Below are 24,218 nucleotides of genomic sequence, written 5' to 3' on the forward strand. Positions count from 1 at the left end.
TGGCCGCCGCCAGGGCCTGCTAGTCACGCTTGCGCTTGTTGCCCATGCGCACGCCGATATCCATCAGGAACTGGAAGAAGCCTTCCTGATCCTCCAGCACGTTGCTCCAGAACGGCGAGTGATACAGCGCCACGGCCCCATGCACCAGTGCCCAGGCGGCACAGTAGTGAAAGTACGGTGGTACGTCCTCCAGCTTGCCTTCGGCGATCCGCCCCTTGATCAGCTGGGTCAGGTGCTCGAAGTTCGAGGCGCGAATGCGGTGCAACTCCTCGATCATCTCCGGCTCCTGGTTACCTTTGACCACCTTCTCCTCGAGGCGGTCGAACAGACGGTAGCGCTGCGGATCGCCCATGCGGAACTCGAAATAGGCCCGCGACAGCGCCTCCTTATCCTGATCGAGATTCGGTGAATGCAGCAACTCGTTGAGGTCGCGCTCGTAATCGAGCATCAGCCGCAGGTAGATCTCGGCCTTGGACTTGAAGTGCTTGTAAATGGTGCCTTTGCCGATGCCCACCTTGTCGGCGATCATCTCGACCGTGACGCTGTCCTCGCCTTCCTCCAGGAAGAGCTGCAGAGCGATATCGAGGATTTCCTGTTCGCGACGACGAAACTCGCGGACCTTTCGGGATTCATTTTGCATAAAGGTAGTCTGCCGAGGCACTGAAAAAGCGAAGCGATATTATGCCTATCCGGTCACCAAATGCACGGAGCATCATCATGAGTACATTGAATGACGAATTTCCCCAATTCGACACCCTTCGTTACCTGAACCATGCCGCCGTCGCACCCTGGCCGCGGCGCGCGGCGCAGGCCGTGAGTGCATTCGCCGAACAGAACATGACCATCGGCGCACGTGACTATCCACAATGGCTGAAGGTGGAGCAGCGCCTGCGCGAGCGTCTGGCGCGCCTGCTGAATGCCCCGGGCAGCGCCGACGTCGCGTTGCTCAAGAACACCTCCGAGGCCCTGTCGTTCGTCGCCTTCGGCCTCGACTGGAAGCCCGGCGACCGGATCGTCATCAGCGATGAAGAGTTTCCGTCCAACCGTGTGGTATGGGAGGCGCTGCGGCCGCAGGGCGTCGAGGTAGTTCAGGTCAGCCTCGGGGGTAGCGATCCGGAAGCCGACCTGCTTGCCGCCTGCAGCCCAGGAGTACGCCTGATGTCGATCAGCGCGGTTCAGTACGCCAGCGGCCTGCGCCTCGATTTGCAGCGTCTCGGCGAAGGTTGCGAGCAACGAGGCGTGCTGTTCTGCGTCGATGCCATCCAGCAGATCGGCGCCCTGCCCTTCGACGTTCAGCAGAACCGCTGTGCCTTCGCCATGGCCGACGGCCACAAATGGATGCTCGGCCCGGAAGGGCTCGCTGTCTTCTACTGCCGCAAGGATCTGCGCGAACGGCTGAAGCTGCACGAATATGGCTGGCACATGCTCGAACATGCCGGCGACTACGAGCGCCTAACCTGGGAGCCGGCCCGTACCGCCAGGCGCTTCGAATGCGGCAGCCCGAACATGCTCGGCGCCGTCGCGCTCGAGGCCAGCCTGTCGCTGCTCGAAGACGTCGGCATGCCTGAGGTCGCCAGGGCACTGGGCGAGCGCATCGACCACCTGGATCACGAGTTGCGCGCGATGCCGGGCGTCGAGTTGCTGAGCCCGACTGAGGCATCACGGCGCGCCGGCATCCTCACCTTCCGCCTGGATGGCTGGGAGAATCAGGAACTGTTCGAACGCCTCAAGGCGGAGCAGATCGTCTGCGCCCTGCGCGGCGGCGGCATTCGTTTCTCGCCCCACTTCTACACACGCGCCGAAGTGCTGGACGAAACCCTGGCGGTGATTCGCAAGCTGGTCCCTTGAGACGGATACGGCAGCGTCTTACGGTTGTTTACCCAAGCGCGATCAATGCCGGAACCGAGTATTCCAAATCTGTTTAAAAAACAGCCGGATCCTTCGGCAGGATCCGCCATCAGGGCCAATACTTCAGACACTGACCGCGCACCTCCCCAATGCCGGTCAGCTGAGGAAACGAGGATCGTCTCCTCATTTACTCCTAATGGTCTTGGCCCGGAATCCTTTGGAAACCGGGTTTTTTTTGTCTGCCGGACGCCGTTCAGGAAAGCCGGGCCTGAGCCCTGGCGCGGCGTATGCGGTAGCAGAACCAGATGAAGAGGATCCAGAAGGGCATGGCGAATACCGACACGCGCAGCCCCGGCATGCTCAGCAGAATCACCAGGATGAGCACCACGAAGGCCAGACACAGATAATTGCTGAATGGGTACCAGAACGCCTTGAAGCCTGGCACCACGCCTTGCAGCTGCATGGCCTTGCGAAACTTGAGATGCGCCAGGCTGATCATCGCCCAGTTGATCAGCAGCGAGGCCACCACCAGCGACATCAGCAGTTCCAGCGCATTCTTCGGCGCCAGGTAGTTGACCAGCACGCAGAGCAACGTCACCAGGGCCGACACGGCGATGGCCAGCACCGGTACGCCGCGGCGATTCACCTTCATCAGCACTTTGGGTGCGTCACCCTGTTCGGCCAGGCCGTAGAGCATGCGGCTGTTGCAGTACACGCCGCTGTTGTAGACCGACAGGGCGGCACTGAGCACCACGAAGTTGAGAATATGCGCAGCGGTGTCGCTGCCGATCAGCGAGAAGATTTGCACGAAGGGGCTGCTGCTGTAGGGATCGCCTGCGGCACCGAGCGTCTGCAGCAGGCTGTCCCAGGGATAGAGCGACAACAGGACGGTCAGCGCACCGATGTAGAAGATCAGGATGCGGTAGACGACCTGGTTGATCGCCTTGGGGATCACGGCCCGGGGATTGGCGGCCTCGGCGGCGGTGATGCCCACCAGTTCCAGCCCGCCGAAGGAAAACATGATGATGGCCAGCGCCATGATCATCCCGCTGAAGCCGTTGGGGAAAAAGCCGCCGTGGCTCCACAGGTTGCTGACGCTCGCCTGCTCGCCGCCTTCGCCGCTCAACAGCAGGTACAGACCGAGCAGGATCATGCCGATGATGGCGCCGACCTTGATGATGGCGAACCAGAATTCGGTCTCGCCGAAGGTCTTCACGTTGGTCAGATTGATCAGGTTGATCAGCACGAAAAACGCCGCCGCCGTCGCCCAGGTCGGAATCTCCGGCCACCAGAACTGCACGTACTTGCCCACTGCGGTGAGCTCGGCCATACCCACCAGCACATAGAGCACCCAGTAGTTCCAGCCGGACAGGAAACCGGCGAAGCCACCCCAGTACTTGTGAGCGAAGTGGCTGAAGGAACCGGCGACCGGCTCCTCGACGATCATTTCGCCCAGCTGGCGCATGATCAGAAACGCGATGAAGCCGCCGATCGCGTAGCCGAGGATCATCGAAGGGCCAGCCGTACGGAGCACGCCGGCCGAACCGAGGAACAGCCCGGTGCCGATCGCACCACCCAGAGCGATCAGCTGGATATGCCGGTTTTTCAGGCCCCGCTGAAGCGGGCCCGCATGCAGCTTGTCGCTGGACATTGGGTCATCTGCCTTTGTCTGTGACGGAAAGAACTACCCGCATCAGAACCGATACTCGAACCAGATCGACGACGCGCAATCACCATGACATGGCAACCGGATAGCAAAACGGCGCGAATTGTACACCGTGCCGACGCATGGAAATTGACCAGCGTCGTCGCAGGCAACTGATCTGCTCAGCCTGCCACGCGCGCCAGGGGAAAGAGCCGTTTGAAGTTCGCGGTGGTCTGCTCGGCCAGCTCGTCGAAGCCGACACCGCGCAGCTCGGCCAGAAACTCCGCCACCTCGCGCACGTATTGTGGCAGGTTCGGCTTGCCACGATGGGGCATCGGCGCCAGGTAGGGCGAATCGGTTTCCACCAGCAGCCGGTCCGCCGGCACCCGCCGGGCCACTTCTCGCAAGGCATCGGCATTGCGGAAGGTCACGATGCCCGAAAGCGAGATATAGAAGCCCATGTCGAGCGCCGCTTTCGCCATGTCCCAGTCTTCGGTGAAGCAATGCAGCACACCGGCCTGCGGCAGGGCCGCCTCGCGCAGCAGCGCCAGGGTGTCGGCGCGGGCGGCGCGGGTATGCACGATGACCGGCTTGCCGCAGGTTTTCGCCGCATCCAGATGCAGACGGAAGGAGCGCAGTTGCAGCTCGGCCGCTTCCGGCTCGTAGTGATAGTCCAGCCCGGTTTCGCCGATCGCCACCACGCCGGGGTGTTCGAGTTCCTTCAGCAGCCAGTCGAGCGCAGGCTCGGCGCCGGGTTCGAGGTCCAGTGGATGCACGCCGACCGAGCAATCGACATCCGCGTAGCGCTCGGCCAGCGCCTTTACCGCAGCGGCATTGTCGGCACTGACGCCAATGCAGAGAAAATGCCCGATGCCGCGCTGGCGCGCAGCCTCCAGCGCGGCATCGAGGGAGCCTTGATGAGCGGAAAGATCGAGCCGATCGAGATGACAGTGAGAATCTACCAGCATTGAAAAGCAGCCACCCGGCACGCCATGACAGGGCGTGCATTGTAGGAAAAAGGAAACCGGGGGCCGGCAAGCCCCCGCACAATCTAGCCTGCCCGCTTGAGCAGCCAGGCGCCCGCCAGCGCACAAAGGCCCGCCGGCACCACCACCGCCAGCAACGGCGAGAAGCCGAATACCTGGCTGGCCGGGCCGAGCAGATCCTGCAGGATGCGGAAGACGAACCCGACGATGACCCCGGTAAAGATCCGTTGTCCCAGGGTGACCGAGCGCAGCGGGCCGAAAATGAAGGAGATGGCCAGCAGCACCAGCGCCACCGTCACCACCGGCTGCAGCACCTTGGTCCAGAACGCCAGCCAGTAACGGCCATTGTTCAACCCCTGCTCCCCAAGGTAATGGATGTAGCGCCACAGGCCGGTGATGGACAGGGCGTCGGGCTCCAGCACGACGGTACTCAGCAGTTGCGGTGTCAGCTGAACATCCCAACGCTCCTGCGGGGTCTTCAGAACTTCGGTGTGGTCGCCGCGGAAATGGGTCGTGGAAACATCGTTGAGCTGCCAGGAATCGTTCTGATAGCTGGCATGGCGGGCGAAGCTGGCGGAAAGCAGCTGGCGATTCTCACCGAACTGGTAACGCGTCACGCCGAGCAGCTTTCCGCCCGGCTGCACCGCGTTGATATGCACGAATTCCTCGCCCTGACGGTGCCACAGGCCACGCTTGCTGCTCTGCGCCTCGCCGGCGCCCTGCGCGGAGGCACGGCCGGCCTGGGCGATATCCTCGCTCCAGGGTGCCACGTATTCGCCAATCAGCACGCCGGCCAGCATCAGCACCAGCATGGGCTTCATCACTGCCATGACGATGCGTGCCAGGGATACGCCGGCAGCCCGCATGACAGTCAGCTCGCTGTTGCTGGCCAGCGTACCGAGCCCGATCAGGCAGCCGATCAACGCCGCCATGGGCAGCATTTCGTGAATCCGCGACGGCGTGGTGAACAGCACGTAACGGGCGGCATCCACCAGGCCATAGCTGCCCTTGACGTCGCCCAGCTCGTCGATGAAGGCGAACAGCAGCGCCAGACCGACGATGATGCCCAGCACCGACAGGATCGCCAGCAGTACATGGATGCCGATGTAGCGATCGAGCTTATGCATGGGCCACCTCCGCGCGCGCGCGACGCTTGCGTCGCTGGAGCTGCAAGGGCTCCCAGAACAGCATCAGCAAGCCGATCGCGAGGAACAGCCCATGCACGGCCCACAGCCCCACGGCCACGGGAATGCGGCCCTTGTCCATGGCGCCGCGAGCGGCAATCAGCAGCGCGAGATAGGTCATATAAAGAAGGATCGCAGGCAGCAGCTTGAGGAAGCGCCCCTGCCGCGGATTGACCTTCGACAACGGCACGGCGAGCAAAGTGACGACGAACACCAGCAGCGGCAACGACAGTCGCCACTGCAGCTCCGTTTGCAGACGAATGTCATCGCTGCCGAACAGTTCGCTGGTCGGCAGCGCCTCCCGCTCGCTCAGCTCTATGCTGACTTCGGGCTTGGGCAGCAACACGCCGTAGGTGTCGTACTGGATGGCGCGATAGTTGGCCTGGCCGGGGTTGCCGTCGTAGCGATAGCCGTTCGACAGAATCAGGTAGCGGCTGCCATCGGGCTGCACTTCCTGTCGACCGCTCTCAGCGACCAGCACCGACAGGCCACGTTCTTCTCCAGTCGCGCTCGACAGATTGGTTTCGGAAATGAACACCCCGGCCAGTTCCGTGCGGTCCTCCGATAGCTCACGGGTATAGGTCACCCGGGTGCCATTGCGCAGGCTCTGGAAGCGCCCCGGAACCAGGGTGTCGAACTCGGTCAGCGAATCCTGCTGGTTGAGCAGCCGATCCACTTCGGCGATGCCCTGCGGTGCCAGCCCGAGGCTCAGCCAGCCCACCAGCGCAGCCACCAGGGCAGCCGGCGCCAGGCTGTAGACCAGCAGCCGACGCTGACTCATGCCGGTCGCCGAGAGCACCGTCATCTCGCTATCGAGATACAGACGCCCATAGGCCAGCAGGATGCCGAGGAACAGGCCCAGCGGCAGAATCAGCTGCAGGAAGCCCGGCAGGCGAAAGCCCATGATCAGGAACAGCACGCTGGGGTCCAGCAGCCCTTGCGCCGCCTGCGCCAGGTACTTGATGAAACGACCACTCATGATGATCACCAGCAGCACCGCACTGACGGCGCTCAGGGTGACCAGCAATTCACGGGACAGGTAACGAAAGACGATCAAACCGGACACTCCAGGGTTGTCAGGCTCCGGGGGCTACGCTCAAACTAGCCGCCACGCAGCCGGCCCGCCCGTGGCAGCCGCTGGAAAAAGCCTGGTGCAGGGTTTTTCAGACGGACTGCAGACGAACCACCGGAAAACAAGCCCGGCATTATCCTGCAAACCCGACTCTTTGTCTTGGGGACTCAACGCCATGGAATTTGTTGTAAAGAATACGAAAGCGCCTGCCATCAAAGCGGCCACCCTGGTTCTGCCCGTCGGCGAAGACCTTGTCCTGGGAACCACCGCGCAGAGCGTCGATGCAGCCAGCGCGGGCGCGATTGCAACGGTACTCAAGCGCGGCGACCTGCAAGGCAAGCCGGGCCAGACTTTGCTGCTCCAGCAATTGTCCGGCATCAAGGCCGAACGCGTGCTGCTGGTCGGCACCGGCAAGGCGGACGAACTGGACAACCGCCAATGGCGCAAGGTGGTCACGGCGGTGACGGGCGCCCTGAAGAACCTCGGTGGCAGCGATGCGGCCCTCGCCCTGCAGGATGTGCAGATCAAGGGACGCGACGCCTATGCCCGCACCCGCATCCTGGTGGAAGTCCTCGCCGGTGGTCAGTACGTATTCGATCGATTCAAGAGCAAGAAGGCCGACGCCCGCCCGCTGAGCCGGATCACCCTGCTCAGCGACAAGACCGAACAGGCGCAGGTCGAGCAGGCCGCCAACCATGCGCAGGCCATCACCACCGGCATGAATTTCGCCCGTGACCTGGGCAACCTGCCGCCCAACGTCTGTCATCCGAGCTACATCGCCGAGCAGGCCAGGCAGCTGGGCAAGGACTTCAAGGGCCTGAAGGTCGAAGTGCTGGACGAGAAGAAACTGCGCGAACTGGGCGCCGGCTCTTTCCTCGCCGTGTCCCAGGGCAGCGACCAGCCGGGCTGCATCGTCGTGATGCAATACAACGGCGGCAAGAAAGGCGAGCAGCCCTACGCGCTGGTGGGCAAGGGCATCACCTTCGATACCGGCGGCATCAGCCTCAAGCCCGGCCTCGGCATGGATGAAATGAAGTACGACATGTGCGGCGCCGCCAGCGTGCTCGGCACCTTCCGCGCCGCGCTGGAACTGCAGCTGCCGATCAACCTGGTGGGCGTGCTGGCCTGCGCCGAGAACATGCCCAGCGGCGGCGCCACCCGCCCGGGCGACATCGTCACTACCCTGAGCGGCCAGACCGTTGAAATCCTCAATACCGACGCCGAAGGCCGCCTGGTGCTCTGCGACGCGCTGACCTATGTCGAACGCTTCAAGCCACGCGCGGTGATCGACGTCGCCACCCTGACCGGCGCCTGCATCGTCGCCCTGGGCAGCCAGACCTCCGGCCTGATGAGCAACGACGAGGAGCTGGCCCGGCAGCTGCTGGGGGCCGGTCAGAATGCCGACGACCGCGCCTGGCAACTGCCGCTGTTCGACGAGTACCAGGAGCAACTGGACAGCCCCTTCGCCGACATCGCCAACATCGGCGGGCCCAAGGCCGGCACCATCACCGCCGCCTGCTTCCTCTCGCGCTTCACCAAGGCCTATGCCTGGGCGCACCTGGACATCGCCGGCACCGCCTGGATCAGCGGTGGCAAGGAAAAAGGCGCGACGGGCCGCCCGGTACCGCTGCTCACCCAGTACCTGCTGGATCGGGTCGAGTGACGTGAGCGGAACGGCTGCATGACCCGCATCGAGTTCTACGTATTGCCGGACAGCACCACGGCAGGCCGCACCCGTGCAGCCTGCCAGCTGGCTGCCAAGGGCTGGCAGCACGGCCTGCCGGTGTTCATCCGTTGTCAGGATGAAAGCCAATGCGCGGAGATGGACGATTTGCTCTGGGGCTTTCGCGCCGAGCGCTTCATTCCCCATGAGCTGTTCGACGAAGACCCGCAGGCCCCGGTCGTGATCGGACTGGAGCAGGCGCCGGCCATCGGCCAGGGCCTGCTGATCAACCTGGCACCGACGCTGTCGCCGCACACCGACGGCTTCAGCCGGGTCATTGAGATCGTCAATCAGCAGCCGGAACTGCTGACCGTCTGCCGCGAAAACTTTCGCCTGTATCGCCAGCGCGGCTATGATCCGAAACGCGTCGAACTCTGAGGCCTGCCGACATTCCCATCCATGAGAAGGGCCCAGACGATACATCGACTCGAGCCCAGCCGAAGGAGCGCCCATCGATCGCCAGGATGCGCCACCGCCCGGAACCACTGTAATGACGCAAACACCACCGCGAAAACCCGCGCAACTGCTCGACGACCTGGAGTCGATCCGCGCCCTGCTCGGTGACGAGCAGGACTCGCTGAACGAAACACTGGACCCCGACAGCATCCCGCTGCTCTCGGAAGTCGTCGAATCCGCCCCGGACGAACCCCTCGAAGAGCCGCGCGAACCGGCCGTGCGCACGGCCTTCCGCACCCTTGCCGAACGCCACCTCGATCACGAGCTGCGAACCGCGGCGCAGCTGATCCTGCAGGAAGTGATCGACGATTTCGTGCCGCAGATCGAGGCCGAACTCAGGCGCCGCCTGGAAGACCGTGCCGAACGCCTGATCCGCGCGCCCCGCCGCTAGCCGCATTCCCCCCGAGGTTCGCCGCGGGCGAGCCCCGCCAGCAAGCCGGCTCCAGCTGCGAGCCGCGTTGCAGGAACCACTCTGCGACGCATCGGACAAACCAATAAGCGATGGCGATGCCGCCGCTCCGGTACTTTGCCTTTATACTCTGCGGTTTTTCCGACCAGCCGTTCTAAGGGTCCCGCCGAATGGACAAGACCTACCAGCCCCACGCCATCGAGACTTCCTGGTACCAGACCTGGGAATCGAACAACTATTTCGCGCCCCAGGGTTCGGGCGAGCCCTACACCATCATGATCCCGCCGCCGAACGTCACCGGCAGCCTGCACATGGGCCATGGCTTCAACAACGCCATCATGGACGCGCTGATCCGCTTCCGCCGCATGCAGGGCCGCAACACGCTGTGGCAGCCGGGCACCGACCATGCGGGCATCGCCACGCAGATGGTGGTCGAGCGCCAGCTGGGCGCGCAGGGCGTCAGCCGCCACGACCTGGGCCGCGCGAAGTTTCTCGAAAAGGTCTGGGAATGGAAGCATGAATCCGGCGGCAACATCACCCGCCAGATTCGCCGCCTGGGGTCCTCCGTGGACTGGTCGCGCGAGCGCTTCACCATGGACGAAGGCCTGTCCGAAGCGGTCAAGGAAGCCTTTGTGCGCCTGCACGAGGATGGCCTGATTTACCGCGGCAAGCGCCTGGTCAACTGGGACACCAAGCTGCATACCGCCATTTCCGATCTGGAAGTGGAAAACCACGACGAGAAGGGCCACCTCTGGCATCTGCGCTACCCGCTGGCTGACGGCGCGCGCACCGCCGATGGCAAGGATTACCTGGTGGTCGCCACCACGCGCCCGGAAACCGTGCTCGGCGATGCCGCCGTCGCGGTCCATCCCGAGGACGAACGCTACAAGAGCCTGATCGGCCGCCACATCATGCTGCCGCTGGTCAACCGCCTGATCCCCATCGTCGCCGACGACTACGTCGACCTGGAATTCGGCACCGGCTGCGTGAAGATCACCCCGGCCCACGACTTCAACGACTATGAAGTCGGCAAGCGCCACAAGCTGCCGCTGATCAACATCTTCGACCAGAACGCCGCGATCCTGGCTCGCGCCCAGGTGTTCAATCTCGACGGCACGCCGAATGACAAGGTCGATGCTTCCCTGCCCGACGGCTACGCGCACATGGATCGCTTCGCTGCGCGCAAGGCCATCGTCGCCGAGTTCGAAGCCATGAGCCTGCTGGAGAAGATCGACGACCACGCGCTGAAAGTCCCGCGCGGCGACCGCTCCGGCACCGTGATCGAACCCTGGTTGACCGACCAGTGGTACGTCTCCACCAAGCCGCTGGCGGAAAAAGCCATCGCTGCCGTCGAAAGCGGCGAGATCCAGTTCGTGCCCAAGCAGTACGAGAACATGTACTTCAGCTGGATGCGCGACATCCAGGACTGGTGCATCAGCCGCCAGCTGTGGTGGGGCCACCGCATCCCGGCCTGGTACGACGAAGCCGGCCACGTCTACGTCGGTCGCGACGAAATGGAAGTCCGCCGCAAGTACAACCTCGGCAATGAAGTGGAACTGCGCCAGGACGAGGACGTGCTGGACACCTGGTTCAGCTCCGGCCTGTGGACCTTCTCCACCCTCGGCTGGCCCGAGCAGACCGATTTCCTCGAGACCTTCCACCCCACCGACGTACTGGTCACCGGCTTCGACATCATCTTCTTCTGGGTCGCCCGGATGATCATGCTGTCGACCCACCTGACCGGGCAGATTCCGTTCAAGACCGTCTACGTGCACGGCCTGGTGCGCGACGGCCAGGGCCAGAAGATGTCCAAGTCCAAGGGCAACGTGCTCGACCCGCTGGACATCGTCGACGGCATCACGCTGGACCAACTGCTGGAGAAACGCACCAGCGGCATGATGCAGCCCAAGCTGGCCGAGAAGATCGCCAAGCAGACCCGCGCCGAATTCCCCGAGGGCATCGCCAGCTACGGCACCGACGCGTTGCGCTTCACCTTCTGCTCCCTCGCGTCGACGGGCCGCGATATCAAGTTCGACATGGGCCGCGTCGAGGGCTACCGCAACTTCTGCAACAAGCTGTGGAACGCCGCCAACTTCGTCTTCGAGAACACCGAGGGCAAGGACACGGGAATCAATGATGAGCCGGTCGAATTGTCCTCCGTGGACCGCTGGATCATCTCCGCGCTGCAACGCACCGAAGCCGAAGTGACCCGCCAGCTGGAAAACTTCCGCTTCGACCTGGCCGCACAAGCGCTGTACGAGTTCGTCTGGGACGAGTACTGCGCCTGGTACCTGGAACTGGTCAAGCCGCTGCTGTGGGACGAAAGCGCCTCTGCCGAACGCCAGCGCGGCACCCGCCGCACCCTGGTGCGCGTACTGGAGACCGCGCTGCGTCTGGCTCACCCGTTCATGCCCTTCATCACCGAAGAGATCTGGCAGCGCGTCGCGCCGCTGGCGGGCAAGTCCGGTCCGACCTTGATGCTGCAACCCTGGCCGGAGTACAACCCCGAGCGCCTCGATGAGGCCGCCGAAGGCGATATCGAGTGGGTCAAGGCGTTCATGCTGGGGGTTCGCCAGATCCGTGGCGAGATGAACATCTCCATGGCCAAGCGCATCGACGTGCTGCTCGGCAATGCCACGGCATCCGACCAGCGCCGCCTCGCCGAGAACGAGCCGCTACTGCGCAAGCTCGCCAAGTTGGAAAGCGTGCGTGTTCTGGCAGCCGGCGAAGAGGCCCCGCTGTGCGCCACGGCGCTGGTGGGTGACCTGCAGGTGCTGGTGCCCATGGCCGGGCTGATCGACAAGGACGCCGAACTGGCGCGCCTGGACAAGGAGATCGGCCGTCTCGACGGCGAGGTCAAGCGCGTTGGCGGCAAGCTGGCCAACGCCGGCTTCGTCGACAAGGCGCCCGCCGAGGTGATCGACAAGGAGCGCGCGAAACTGGCCGAGGCCGAGCAGGCGAAAGCCAACCTGCTGGCGCAGCGCGAGCGTATCGCCAGTCTCTGAGCGAACGCAGGCCGGCGCACCACGCCGGCCTTCGCCCAACCTCTTGATTCATGACAAGTTCATGCGGCTCATGCCGATTCAATATGCCGCACATGGAAGATCAGCACATCGACAAGGCAGACCACAGAATACCCACGTGATCGGCTCGACATCCTGAAACAAGCACGGCAGCGGAACAGGTCCGCGGGGCCTGCGCATGCGCAAACGCCCCACGGCATCTTCGCGTCGACTTGCTCCGCATTGCCCGATCTTCGCCTGCATTCAGCTGACCGCCCAGCACTGAGATCACCGGACAGATTCCGCTGACTCGACCCGGTTCAACAAGAAATGGAGCATTCCGATGTATGTCCTCATGGCTGTCGTATTTGTCATAGGCTATCTGTGCATAGCCTTCGAACACCCGTTGAAGATCGACAAGGCGGCCGCCGCGATCCTCACCGCAGTGCTCACCTGGACCGTACTGGTGTTGGGCGCCGATACCATCCTGCCGCTGTTGCAGCCGGGCAGCCATGATCCAGGCGACTCCTCGGCGGTGGTGATCGAGTCGCTGCGCCATCACCTGGGTGAAATCGCCGAAATCCTGTTCTTCCTCCTCGGCGCCATGACCATCGTCGAGCTGATCGACTCCCACGAGGGCTTCAAGGTCATCACCGATCGCATCCAGACACGCAAGCGCGTGCACCTGTTGTGGATCATCGGCCTGCTGACTTTCTTCCTGTCCGCGGCGCTGGACAACCTGACCACCACCATCGTCATGGTGTCCTTGCTGCGCAAGCTGATCCGTGGCCGCCCCGAGCGCTGGCTCTACGTCGGCATCGTGGTGATCGCCGCCAACGCCGGTGGCGCCTGGTCGCCGATTGGCGACGTGACCACCACCATGCTCTGGATCGGCGGCCAGATCACCGCCTCCGGCATCATTACCGGCCTGTTCCTGCCGAGCCTGGTGTGCCTGCTGGTACCGCTGATCATCCTCAGCTTCCGCCTGCATGGCGAGGCACCGCGGCCACGCGCCCGTGCCCACCTGGCCGAGAAGATTCCTCCTACCACCACACTATTCGAACGTAACCTGGTGCTGACACTTGGTCTCGGCGCCTTGCTGTTCGTCCCGATCTTCAAGACCGTGACGCACCTGCCACCCTACATGGGCATCCTGTTCGGCCTGGGCGTGCTCTGGGTCACCACCGAGTTCATCCACCGCAACAAACACGCCGATCACAAGCACCCGCTCTCGGTAGTCGGCGTACTGCGCAAGGTCGACACGCCCAGCGTACTGTTCTTCCTCGGCATCCTGCTGGCGGTCGCGGCACTGGCTACCGCCGGCCACCTGACCCAGGTCGCCACCGCGCTGCGTGAGTCCTTCGGCCATATCTATGCGATCAATTACGCAATCGGCCTGCTCTCGGCGATCGTCGACAACGTACCGCTGGTGGCCGGCGCGATGAAGATGTATCCGCTGGTCAGCGACAAGATGCTCGCCGCAGCCGCCGTGGACGAAACCGGCTGGCTGTCGCAGTTCGTGATCGACGGCAACTTCTGGGAAATGCTGGCCTACTGCGCCGGCACCGGCGGCAGCACGCTGATCATCGGCTCCGCTGCCGGCGTAGCCGCCATGGGCATGGAGAAAATCAGCTTCACCTGGTACGTCAGACGCGTCAGCCTGCTGGCCTTCCTCGGTTACACTGGCGGCGTAGTGACCTACATCGGCATGCTCGCCCTGCGTTGAAACGGCTCCGGGGCCGGGGCAGGCGCACCTGACCCGGCTCGAGGACCGGAACAATGACCATCAGCAAGACCAAAAGCAGTTTCTATCGGCGGCTCTACGTCGCCTGGCTGATCGATAGCGGCACGGCCAGCAGCGTCCCCGCGCTGATGGCCACGACCGGCATGCCGCGCCGCACCGCGCAGGACACCCTGGCTGCACTCGGCGACCTGGACATCGATTGCCGCTTCGTCCAGGACGACGGCGAGCGCCACAACGCCGGCCACTATCGCATCCACGACTGGGGCGCCATCGATCCCCGCTGGATCGAACGCAACCTGCCCCGACTCAAGTCCGTTCTCGACTATCCCTGACGTCACATCCCTCCATGAATGTCGATCTGCTGCTGGTTCTTTTCCTGCTCGCGAGTTGCGTTGGCCTGTTCGTGATCAACAAGCCACGCATGGACGTGGTCGCACTGCTGGCCATGGTCGCCCTGCCGCTCAGTGGCGTCATCGGCGTCAACGAAGCGCTGGCCGGTTTCAGCGACCCCAGCGTGGTGCTGATCGCCGCACTGTTCGTGATCGGCAACGGCCTGGTGCGCACCGGCATCGCCTATCGGCTGGGGGACTGGCTGATGCGCTCGGCAGGCAGCAGCGAAACTCGCCTGCTGGTCCTGCTGATGCTGGCCGTGGCGGGCCTGGGCTCGGTGATGAGCTCCACTGGCGTGGTGGCGATCTTCATTCCCGTGGTGCTGAGCATCGCCGCGCGCATGAAGGTTTCGCCGCGGCGGCTGATGATGCCGCTGGCGTTCGCCGGACTGATCAGCGGCATGCTCACCCTGGTCGCCACCCCACCGAACATGGTCGTGCACAGCGAACTGCGGCGCGCCGGCCTGGACGGCTTCGCCTTTTTCAGCTTCGCCCCGATCGGCCTGGCGATCCTCGTGCTGGGCATCGGCTACATGCTGCTGGCCCGCCGTTGGCTGGGCGGCGATACCGTGCAGGAAGTGGCCGTCGAGCAACGCGACACGCTGGACATCCTTGCCCAGCGCTATCGCCTGCCCGAACGCGAACGTCGCCTGCGGGTACTGCCCGGTTCGGTACTGGCCAACCAGGCGCTGGACGAGCTGAAGCTGCGCAGCCAGTACGGCATCAACGTGATCGCCATCGAGCGCCAGTACAAGTTCCGCAAGCAGCTGCTGATCGCCACCGGCAATACCGAGCTGTTCGTCGGTGACGTGCTGCTGGTGGACCTGGCCAGCCCGGCGATCGGCCTGCTGGGCGCCTATGAGGAGCTGGGCGTCGAGTCGCTGCAGCTGAGCGACTCCTACTACGGCGACTATTCGCGCGAGCTGGGCCTGGCCGAAGTGGCGTTGCCGCCGGACTCGCGCCTGCCTGGCAAGACCATCCAGGAGCTGGGCTTTCGCAGCACTTACAAGCTCAACGTGGTGGGTGTGCGCCGCAACCATCAGGCGCTGCAGGGGCTGCTGGTGGACGAGAAGCTGAAGCCTGCCGACACCTTGCTGGTGGCCGGCAGCTGGAAGCATATTCACCGGCTGCAGGGGTTGAGTCGCGATTTCCTGGTGCTCAGCCTGCCCGCCGAGATCGATGACGTCGCGCCGGCGGCCAACCAGGCACCTTTTGCGCTGCTGGGCCTGGCGGTGATGGTTGGCCTGATGGTCAGTGGGCTGGTGCCGAACGTACTGGCCGCGCTGATCGGCTGTCTGGTGATGGGCCTGTTCCGCTGCGTCGACATGGACAGTGCCTACAAGGCCATCCACTGGCAAAGCCTGGTATTGATCGTCGGCATGCTGCCCTTCGCTCTCGCGCTGGAGAAAACCGGCGGCATCGCGCTGGCGGTCTCCGGGCTGATCGGCCTGTTCGGCGACGCCGGGCCGCATGCGCTGCTGGCATGCCTGTTCCTGCTCACCGCGGTGATCGGCCTGTTCATCTCCAATACCGCCACCGCGGTGCTGATGGCACCGGTGGCGATATCCACCGCCACCCAGCTGGGCGCCTCGCCGTACCCCTTCGCGATGATCGTCGCACTGGCGGCATCGGCGGCGTTCATGACACCCATTTCATCACCGGTGAACACCCTGGTGCTGGGGCCGGGACAATACCGTTTCGCGGATTTCGTCCGCGTCGGCGTCCCTTTCACACTGCTGGTGATGCTGGTTTCGGTCCTTCTGGTGCCGTGGCTGTTCCCGTTGTAGCGTGCCCGGAACGCCCGTCATTCATTAGTGGCATATCGCTTCACCGCAGCCGGCGCTAAGATCGCCGCTTTTCCAGGCAAGCACCTACCATGCCCCAACGCCCCGCCCTGTTCCCGACGCTGCTGGCTGGCGCCAGCCTGCTGCTGGTCGTTCACGGTCTGGGCCGTTTCATCTATACGCCGCTGCTGCCCTGGCTGGTGCAGGATGGCCTGCTCGATATCCAGCAAGGCGCCACAGCCGCCACCTGGAACTACCTGGGCTATCTGATCGGCGCGCTGCTCGCGGTGCGCTGGCATCGCGTCGCACAGATCCGCCGCAGCCTGCCCTGGGCGCTGGCCGTGAATGTGCTCAGCACCCTCGCCCAGACCCAGGCGGAGTCGGCGGATGCGCTCTACGCCCTGCGCCTGCTCAACGGCATCAGCAATGGCCTGGTGTTCGTCCAGGCGCCCTCGCTGATTCTCGAGTGGCTGGCTCGTCATCGCCGGATCTCGTCCAGCGGGCTGGTCTACCTGGGGGTCTGCGTAGGGCTGATCCTCTCCAGCCTGCTGGTCAGCCTCAGCGATGGCCTGCTGCAGGGCGCCGATCGCTGGTGGCCGGCGGCGCTGCTGTCCATTCCCCTCGCCTGGTGGGGCTGGCGCCAGCTGGCCAGGCTGGATATGCCCGAAGACGAGCCGGCGGCGGTATCGGCCGTCGAGCCCAGCGGCCGGCTGCTGGATCGCGCCAGCACGCCGCTGTTCCTTTCTTATGCGGGCGCCGGGCTGGGCTACATCCTGCCGATGACCTTCCTGCCGATGGTGGCGCATCTGCAGATCGCGCCGGGCAGCTTCCTGATCGGCAACAGCTGGCTGGTGGTCGCCCTCGCCACGCTGCCCTCGCCGTGGCTGTGGAACCGCCTGGGCGTGCTGCTGGGCGATGCGCCTGCACTGCGCCTGAGCTACGTCACGCAACTGGTCGGCGTGCTGGCCATCCTGCTGCTGCCTGGCGCCAGTGGCATCCTGATCTGTGGGGTGTTGGTCGGCGGAACCTTCCTCGGCACCGTGCTGCTCACCCAGCGCCTGGCGCGCACGCTGCATCCCCACCAGGGCCCTCGGCTGTCGGCGGCGCTGATCGCCCTCTACAGCCTGACCCAACTGGCCGGCCCCTGGTTGACCGGCGTCTGGCTGGACATGGGCGGCACCCTGCACAGCGCCTTCTGGCTGGGCGCGGGTGCGCTGCTCTGGGGTTTGCTGTGGATGCTGCTGGTGCCGCGCCAGCGCTGAAACCATGGGAGAATAGGCGCTGATTTTCTTTCAGCGCCCATCATGCCCACTCCGAAGACTTCTCCTCGCAAACCCTCGGCCGACAACAGTGGCAAGCCGTTACTGCATCCGCGCAACCGACACAGTGGACGCTACGACTTTCCCGCGCTGGTCGCCGCGTGCCCGGAACTCGCCGCCTTCGTCATTCGCAACCCCTACGGCAAGCAGAGCATCGACTTCGCCAACCCCGATGCGGTGAGGGTGTTCAACCGCGCCCTGCTCAAGCAGTTCTACGGCATCGCCCACTGGGACATCCCGCCCGGTTATCTGTGCCCGCCGATTCCCGGGCGCGCGGATTACCTGCACGGCCTGGCCGACCTGCTGGCCTCGCAGAACGACGGAGTGATACCGCGTGGCGCGTCGATCCAGGCGCTGGACGTCGGCACCGGCGCCAACTGCATCTACCCGCTGATCGGCCAGCGCGAGTACGGCTGGCACTTCACCGGCACGGATATCGATGCCGTCGCACTGGCCTCGGCACGCACCATCGTCTCGGCCAACAAGCTGAACAAGGCGATCGGCCTGCGTCAGCAGAGCGACCCGCAGCGGATCTTCGCCGGCGTGCTTGCGCCCGATGAACGCTTCGATGTCACCCTGTGCAACCCGCCCTTCCATGCCTCCCAGGCGGAGGCCAGCAGTGGCAGCCAGCGCAAATGGCGCAACCTCGGCAAGCTCGATCCCAAGCGCAAGCTACCGGTGCTGAATTTCGGCGGTCAGGCCCGCGAGCTCTGGTGCGAAGGCGGCGAGCTGGCCTTCATTCGGCGTCTGGCAACGGAAAGCGCCGAGGTGGCGCAGCAGGTCTGCTGGTTCAGTACCCTGGTATCCAAGGGCGGCAACGTGGCGCCCTTGCAGGCGCTTCTGAACAGGCTGGGCGCCAGCCAGGTACAGCTGCAGGAAATGGCTCAGGGCCAGAAACGCAGCCGCTTCGTGGCCTGGAGCTTTCTCGACGAGGGGGAACGTGAGGCCTGGCGGTTGGCGCGCTGGGGCGAGGCCAGGCGCAGGAATGCTGCCGAATCATGAGCCAGCATCGGTCGACACTGGCTCGGGGCGGATGCTTCGCTCAGACGACCATGTCCCAGCGCTGCTTGTCCTGTAGCGACAGGGTCTGGATGTAGCGCGGTTCGCCGTTGATTTCTTCCAGCTCGGTCATGCCGGCCAACTCGCCGACCACACGGTAACGCTTGCCGGCGCACTTATCCTTGAGCGGATAAAGCTTGGCGATGTGCTGAGCGAGTTCGGTGAGGGTGGACATCTTCTTCATTGCTCCAGTAACTGCGTGCAGGCAGCTATTTACCAAGTATTGATGACGGTTGTGCGACACCAGAACGGAGGCAATACAACCGCTGCGCTTTGGAGCATCAAAACCCGGTTTGATTCCCTTCACCTTGTCGCGCCGGACGAATGGCCGCAGAACGTGCGGCGCACCCGCGGCTGCGCATCAGCAGATCCCCACACCCAGCTGCAGCAATGCCAGCCCACCCTGCTGCCAGCCCCACCAGGCCAGCAGCGCCAGGCCAACCAGTGCCGCAATCATCAGCCAGCGCAGGCCCTTCATGTCAGGCCACCGCCGAAGTGCCCGCCGGCACGCTCAGACGTTCCACCGGCTGCTCGCGAATCGGCCAGTTCAACGCCGCGGCCATCAGGCTGAGCGCGATGGAAATCTGCCAGACCAGGTCATAGCTGCCGGTTCGGTCGTAAACCCAACCGCCCAGCCAGCCGCCGCAGAACGACCCCAGCTGGTGGAACAGGAAGACGATGCCACCGAGCATCGACAGGTTGCGCACACCGAACAGCGTCGCCACGGTGCCGTTGGTCAGGGGCACCGTGGACAGCCACAAAAGCCCCATGGCGATACCGAATGCGTAGGCGCTCCAGAGCGTCAGCGGTGCGAAGAAGAAAGCGCCGATGACCACCGCGCGCATCAGGTAGAGCGACGTCAGCAACTTCGGCTTCGAATAGCAGCCGCCCAACCAGCCCGCCGTGTAGGTACCGACCACGTTGAACAGCCCGACCAGCGCCAGCACCGTCGTGCCGCTCACGGCCGGCAGGCCCTGATCCACCAGGTAGGCCGGCAGATGCACGCCGATGAACACCACCTGAAAACCACAGACGAAAAAGCCCAGCGCCAGCAGGCGGAAACCGGAGTGGCCAAAGGCCTCACGCAGCGCCTCGCCCAGCGACTGCTGGACACCGCTGGTTTCGGCGGGACGGGCGTCGCCGCGCAGCATCGCTGCCAACGGCACGATCAGCGCCACCAGCAGTCCCAGCGCCAGCAACGCCGACGACCAGCCCAGCCAGCCGATCAGGCCGAGGGTGCCCGGCAGCATGGCGAACTGTCCGAAGGAGCCGGCGGCACTGGCGATACCCATCGCCATGCTGCGCTTCTCCACCGGTGCCGCGCGCCCCACCGCACCGAGAATCACCGAGAACGAGGTGCCTGACAGACCGATGCCGATCAACAGCCCGGCACTCAGCGAAAGCGAGCCCGGCGTGTCGGCCATCGCCATCAGCACCAGCCCGACGGCATAGAGAACCCCGCCGATGACCACCGCCCGCGTCACGCCGAAACGATCGGCCAGCGCCCCGGTGAACGGCTGCGCCAGGCCCCAGATCAGGTTCTGCAAGGCAATGGCGAAGGCGAACACCTCCCGGCCCCAGCCAAACTCGGTGCTCATCGGCGACAGGAACAGGCCGAAACCATGCCGCACGCCCAGCGATATGGCGAGAATCAGCGAGGCACCCAGGAGAATCCAGGCGCTGTTTCGCCAAAGTGAGGTCATCATCGTGTCTCCGTCATTGTTGGATACATCCCAGGGGCTGCTGCCGTTTCGTCGCGAGCCGCATTGCAGCGAGAAATGGCAACAGACGCGACGCACAATCCCGTCGTCAGGAATGCCACGAATTGTCTTGCTGCAGCAACTCGTCTACAACTGATTTAATGCGCTCGATGGAATAGTTTTTCTACAGCATGAATGATTACCCACCTTTTAAATCTTTGATTTCGCTAGATGCAGCGATACGTCACAGCAGTTTTTCTCTTGCCGCGGAGGAATTGTGCGTAACGCCGGGTGCCGTTGGGCAGCAGATTCAGAAGCTGGAAGAATGGCTGGGCACCGCCTTGTTCATACGCCAGACCCGCCAGGTGCTGCCAACGGCCGAGGGCCTGGCCTACTGGCGGCACATCCAGCCGGCACTTTCGCAGATCGCCGATGCCAGCCGGGAACTGAAGAGCCGGCGCAGCAAGAGCGTCTCGCTGTCCATGCCGCCGGGCTTTGCCGCAAAATGGCTTCCTCGACGGCTGGCCGACTTCGTCACCAGGCACCCCGATGTGGAACTTCATCTCAGCGCCACGACGTCCCTCGTCAATTTCGAACGCGACGCCATCGATCTCACCATTCGCTACTTCCGGGACGACGACCCCAACCTGGACGCCACAATGCTCTATCGGTACGAAGGACGAGTGTACTGCCGTCCCGACTATGCCGCTGCGCTCGCGCTGAAGCAGGCGGACGACCTGCAACGCACCACCCTGCTCGACACCACCACGCAGCCCTACTGGCCACGATGGCTCCAAGAGTTCAGCCAGCTCGACGACAGCCAGATCGCGGCCATACCCTGCATCCACTTCGACCAGGGCCTCATCGCCATCGAAGCCGCCAAACAAGGCCAGGGCGTGGTCATGGCCAGCCCCTTCCTGGTAGAGGAAGAACTGGCAACAGGCGTGCTGATAGAGCCGTTCGAGCACTGCCTGCTGCTGCCCACCGGGTACTACATCGTCCATCACCGAAAGCTGGCAATCCGACCGGCTGCCCTGGCACTGAAAGACTGGTTGATCGAGCAGGCGCGCGCAGCACCTCGCTGAGCCATGAACTTCGCCCCAGAGGCGCTACAGAACCATCAGCCCCAGCGCCATCAGCAACGGCGTCGCCACGCTGACGGCAGCGTTCAATCCCAGCGCAGGCAATAAGCCTCGTGCCCGCAACGGTTCACGGCGCAGCAGCCAGGTGGCGCGCAGGGCCAGCGGCAAGGTCAGCAGGCCCAGGGCAGCACCACCAAGCTCGCCGTTGAAAAGCCCCCAAAGCAGCACGCCGTAAGCCAGCAGCCATTGCGCCAGCACCACCCACAGCGCTTTCTCGCAGCCCAGATGCATGGGCAAGGTACGCCGCCCGGCAGCGCGATCGGCGTCGATATCGGGGAACTGGCTGAGCAGCAGCAGATTGTTGCTCAGCAGCAAAGGCACCAGGACCAACAGCAGGTCGCGCCCCTGCAGCGGACCACCGAGCACGATGCGCGTCCCCAGCACCATCAGCGCAAAACCCAGACCGGGTACGAACAGGCACAGCCAGGGGTGCCTCGTCAGCCAGGGCGTATACAGCAGCACCAGCGCCAATCCCGTCAGCCCGAGCGGCGCCAGGCTGAGCAGCAACTGCGGTTTGCGCAGCAGGAAAAACAACCCGATCAGCGCACAGGCCAGCAGGCTGCCGAGGCCAAGCATCAGGGTGCGCCCGAGCAGCTGCGGACGCGCCACCAGGGTGCCGCTGCCCCCGCTGAAGGCGGTACGTCGAGTGCGCAGATCCAGACCGCTACGGTAGTCGCTCCACTCGTTGAGCGCATTCACTGCCACATGTGCGGCAAGGGCGCCAAACAACACCAGCAGCGCGTCACCAACTTCCATCACCCCGACCTGCGACCGCGAAGCAAGCGCCACCCCGAGCGCTACACAGCTCAGCGTCAGCAGCAGAAACCGCCCCCGCACCACGCCGAGCAAGGCCCAGATTTGGCTCACATGTCACTCCTCGCAATGAAGGGCCGTATGGCTCAGCCGGGGCAAAGCCATCGACTGCGGCACAGGATCAGGCACTTGATACTCTGCTGCACTTCGAGGTTGAACTCACGCCGTGGCCTCGAAAGATGCATGATAAGCAACCTCGCCAGCAGGGAATGTGCCGTTGAATACGATGGCTTGGAAGTACTCGGCCGGAACATCCGGCAGCACGAGCCTGGGTTCCCCCTTGAAACCAAAACGTGAGTAATAACCGGGCTCACCAAGCACGACGCAGCCGACTGCCCCCGCTGCACGTAGCTCAGCCAAGGCCTGGGTGATCAGCATCGTGCCGATACCCTTTCCTTGCCGACCTGGAACAACCGAAACCGGACCGAGCCCGTACCAGCCGGGCGAGCCGGTGCTAATTGTCACAGGGGACACAGCGACATGCCCTAGTATTCGGCCGTTCTCTTCTGCTACGAGCGACACCGCTAGCTGCCCGGAGTCGCGGAGCGCCCGCACAATGAATTGTTCAGTGCCGCTTGAATGTTCCGCGGAGCCAAATGCCTCAATGGTCACGGCCTCGATGGCGGCAAGGTCTGCGGGAAGTTCATCTCGAATGCTGATCATCTCGATTCCATGGCTGGAGTTGGGCTTTTTTCTTTCTCTACGCCTACTGACAGATTCGCCAGCTGTGGCTGAGCAATTGACAGCAGCCACTCAGAACCTGGCGCTCATTATCTCAGGTGTTCTCTGCCCAGGTGCTGCAACAACCCTTGGGCCAAGCCGGTGATGTGGTGTGCCAAAGGCTCATCAAGGAATGACCCACTACAGAACCACAGCGCAACAACCGGTAGACTAAGCCGTCTTCCCCATTACCACCGTGAAAATCTGTCATGCCCATCCGCCACTGCATCGTCCATCTGATCGAGAAGAAGCCCGACGGCACGCCTGCCGTGCTGCATGCCCGCGATAGCGAGCTGGGTGAGTCCCAGGCCATGGAGAATCTGCTGGCCGATCTCAACGAGAGCTACAACGCCAAGCAGGGCAAGGCCTGGGGCTTTTTTCACGAGGAATCGGGTGCCTATCCGTTCAGCGGCTGGCTTAGCCAGTACATGGAAGGCAATCAGGATTTCACCACCTTCAGCCGCCAGGCCGTCGAGCACCTACAGAAGCTGATGGAAGAATCCAACCTGTCCACCGGCGGCCATGTGCTGTTCGCCCATTACCAGCAAGGCATGACCGATTACCTGGCCATCGCCCTGTTGCATCACAGCGAGGGCGTCACCGTTACCGAGTCGCTGGACGTAGCGGCCGCGCGGCACCTGGATCTCGGCCAGTTGCACCTGGCCACGCGGATCAATATCTCCGAGTGGCAGAACAACAAGCAGTCCAAACAGTACATCTCGTTCATCAAGGGCAAGAACGGCAAGAAGGTCTCGGAGTATTTCCGCGACTTCATCGGCTGCCAGGAAGGAGTCGACGGACCGGGCGAGACCCGTACGCTGCTCAAGGCTTTCAGCGATTTCGTCGAGAACGAAGACCTGCCCGAGGAACAGGCCAGGGAGAAAACCAGCGCGCTGGTGGGCTATGCCAGCAGCCAGGCGAAAATCGGCGAGCCGGTCTCGCTGGAAGAGCTTTCGGGGCTGATCGACGAAGAACGGCCCAAAGCCTTCTACGATCACATCCGCAACAAGGATTACGGCATGGCCCCGGAATTTCCGGCCGACAAGCGCACGCTCAACCAGTTTCGTCGCTTCACTGGCCGCGCCGAGGGGCTGTCGATCAGTTTCGAGTCGCACCTGCTGGGTTCGAAGATCGAATATGACGAAGCCCGCGACATGCTGATCATCCGTCAGTTGCCAACCCAGCTGGTCGACCAGTTGAAGCGCCGCAAGGACTGACCGCCA

Annotated in this window: 21 protein-coding genes; 12 read left to right on the forward strand and 9 right to left on the reverse strand. The window is 63.8% G+C overall.

Annotated features, from left to right (window positions below):
• Positions 1-19: 19 nt before the first annotated feature.
• On the reverse strand, positions 20-640 hold the full coding sequence (locus tag EA795_RS08310) for a TetR/AcrR family transcriptional regulator (RefSeq protein ID WP_014852030.1): 621 nt from the start codon (positions 638-640) through the stop codon (positions 20-22).
• A gap of 77 nt (positions 641-717) precedes the next feature.
• Here EA795_RS08310 and EA795_RS08315 point away from each other — a divergent pair, with 77 nt between their 5' ends.
• Entirely contained in the window at positions 718-1,848 is a 1,131-nt protein-coding gene (locus EA795_RS08315) for an aminotransferase class V-fold PLP-dependent enzyme (RefSeq protein WP_122076549.1), read from the forward strand.
• 253 nt (positions 1,849-2,101) lie between these two features.
• On the opposite strand, the gene EA795_RS08320 is transcribed toward EA795_RS08315, so the two are convergent.
• From EA795_RS08320 to lptF, 4 genes are all read right to left on the reverse strand, one after another.
• Entirely contained in the window at positions 2,102-3,499 is a 1,398-nt protein-coding gene (locus EA795_RS08320; protein ID WP_115027571.1) for an amino acid permease, read from the reverse strand.
• A 176-nt stretch (positions 3,500-3,675) separates the two neighbouring features.
• Positions 3,676-4,461 (reverse strand): TatD family hydrolase, encoded by a 786-nt coding sequence (locus EA795_RS08325; protein ID WP_122076552.1) that lies wholly within the window; start codon positions 4,459-4,461, stop codon positions 3,676-3,678.
• A gap of 83 nt (positions 4,462-4,544) precedes the next feature.
• The gene (gene lptG, locus EA795_RS08330) at positions 4,545-5,606 is read right to left on the reverse strand and encodes an LPS export ABC transporter permease LptG (protein ID WP_014852026.1); all 1,062 of its coding nucleotides are present in this window, start codon (positions 5,604-5,606) and stop codon (positions 4,545-4,547) included.
• Positions 5,599-6,720 (reverse strand): LPS export ABC transporter permease LptF, encoded by a 1,122-nt coding sequence (gene lptF, locus EA795_RS08335; protein WP_014852025.1) that lies wholly within the window; start codon positions 6,718-6,720, stop codon positions 5,599-5,601. The genes lptG and lptF overlap by 8 nt, the downstream gene beginning before the upstream one ends.
• Before the next feature lie 190 nt (positions 6,721-6,910).
• Here lptF and EA795_RS08340 point away from each other — a divergent pair, with 190 nt between their 5' ends.
• The 9 genes from EA795_RS08340 (at position 6,911) to rlmF (ending at position 18,563) form a co-directional block, all read left to right on the forward strand.
• Positions 6,911-8,398: a leucyl aminopeptidase gene (locus EA795_RS08340; protein ID WP_122076555.1), complete on the forward strand. Its 1,488-nt coding sequence runs from the start codon at positions 6,911-6,913 to the stop codon at positions 8,396-8,398.
• An 18-nt stretch (positions 8,399-8,416) separates the two neighbouring features.
• Complete coding sequence (locus EA795_RS08345) at positions 8,417-8,836, forward strand: DNA polymerase III subunit chi (RefSeq protein WP_014852023.1); 420 nt, start codon at positions 8,417-8,419, stop codon at positions 8,834-8,836.
• Positions 8,837-8,948: 112 nt separating this feature from the next.
• A complete protein-coding gene (locus EA795_RS08350) occupies positions 8,949-9,305 on the forward strand; it encodes a DNA polymerase III subunit chi (RefSeq protein ID WP_122076558.1) in 357 nt (118 codons plus the stop codon).
• Between the two features lie 188 nt (positions 9,306-9,493).
• On the forward strand, positions 9,494-12,328 hold the full coding sequence (locus EA795_RS08355; RefSeq protein WP_122076561.1) for a valine--tRNA ligase: 2,835 nt from the start codon (positions 9,494-9,496) through the stop codon (positions 12,326-12,328).
• Between the two features lie 340 nt (positions 12,329-12,668).
• Positions 12,669-14,051 (forward strand): sodium:proton antiporter NhaD, encoded by a 1,383-nt coding sequence (gene nhaD / locus EA795_RS08360; RefSeq protein WP_122076563.1) that lies wholly within the window; start codon positions 12,669-12,671, stop codon positions 14,049-14,051.
• Positions 14,052-14,104: 53 nt separating this feature from the next.
• Positions 14,105-14,401, forward strand: a complete 297-nt coding sequence (locus EA795_RS08365) for a winged helix-turn-helix domain-containing protein (RefSeq protein ID WP_058073565.1) — start codon at positions 14,105-14,107, stop codon at positions 14,399-14,401.
• A gap of 14 nt (positions 14,402-14,415) precedes the next feature.
• A complete protein-coding gene (locus tag EA795_RS08370; RefSeq protein WP_122076565.1) occupies positions 14,416-16,245 on the forward strand; it encodes an SLC13 family permease in 1,830 nt (609 codons plus the stop codon).
• Between the two features lie 89 nt (positions 16,246-16,334).
• The gene (locus EA795_RS08375; protein ID WP_058076490.1) at positions 16,335-17,504 is read left to right on the forward strand and encodes a YbfB/YjiJ family MFS transporter; all 1,170 of its coding nucleotides are present in this window, start codon (positions 16,335-16,337) and stop codon (positions 17,502-17,504) included.
• A gap of 42 nt (positions 17,505-17,546) precedes the next feature.
• Entirely contained in the window at positions 17,547-18,563 is a 1,017-nt protein-coding gene (gene rlmF, locus EA795_RS08380) for a 23S rRNA (adenine(1618)-N(6))-methyltransferase RlmF (RefSeq protein ID WP_122076568.1), read from the forward strand.
• Between the two features lie 40 nt (positions 18,564-18,603).
• Here rlmF and EA795_RS08385 read toward each other — a convergent pair whose 3' ends face one another.
• Both EA795_RS08385 and EA795_RS08390 read right to left on the reverse strand, forming a co-directional pair.
• On the reverse strand, positions 18,604-18,795 hold the full coding sequence (locus EA795_RS08385; RefSeq protein WP_058073693.1) for a hypothetical protein: 192 nt from the start codon (positions 18,793-18,795) through the stop codon (positions 18,604-18,606).
• A gap of 304 nt (positions 18,796-19,099) precedes the next feature.
• A complete protein-coding gene (locus EA795_RS08390) occupies positions 19,100-20,323 on the reverse strand; it encodes an MFS transporter (protein ID WP_122076689.1) in 1,224 nt (407 codons plus the stop codon).
• Positions 20,324-20,511: 188 nt separating this feature from the next.
• Here EA795_RS08390 and EA795_RS08395 point away from each other — a divergent pair, with 188 nt between their 5' ends.
• Positions 20,512-21,405 carry a LysR substrate-binding domain-containing protein gene (locus tag EA795_RS08395; RefSeq protein WP_043942531.1) on the forward strand — a complete coding sequence of 298 codons (894 nt, stop codon included), beginning with the start codon at positions 20,512-20,514 and terminating at the stop codon, positions 21,403-21,405.
• A gap of 24 nt (positions 21,406-21,429) precedes the next feature.
• On the opposite strand, the gene EA795_RS08400 is transcribed toward EA795_RS08395, so the two are convergent.
• Positions 21,430-22,329: a prenyltransferase gene (locus tag EA795_RS08400; protein ID WP_122076571.1), complete on the reverse strand. Its 900-nt coding sequence runs from the start codon at positions 22,327-22,329 to the stop codon at positions 21,430-21,432.
• Positions 22,330-22,434: 105 nt separating this feature from the next.
• Positions 22,435-22,938, reverse strand: coding sequence for a GNAT family N-acetyltransferase (locus tag EA795_RS08405; protein ID WP_122076574.1), 504 nt, complete (start codon positions 22,936-22,938; stop codon positions 22,435-22,437).
• A 266-nt stretch (positions 22,939-23,204) separates the two neighbouring features.
• On the opposite strand from EA795_RS08405, the gene yejK reads away from it, so the two are divergent.
• Positions 23,205-24,212, forward strand: a complete 1,008-nt coding sequence (gene yejK, locus EA795_RS08410) for a nucleoid-associated protein YejK (RefSeq protein WP_058073571.1) — start codon at positions 23,205-23,207, stop codon at positions 24,210-24,212.
• Positions 24,213-24,218 lie beyond the last annotated feature (6 nt).

Source organism: Stutzerimonas nitrititolerans, assembly GCF_003696285.1.
Classification (GTDB): domain Bacteria; phylum Pseudomonadota; class Gammaproteobacteria; order Pseudomonadales; family Pseudomonadaceae; genus Stutzerimonas; species Stutzerimonas nitrititolerans.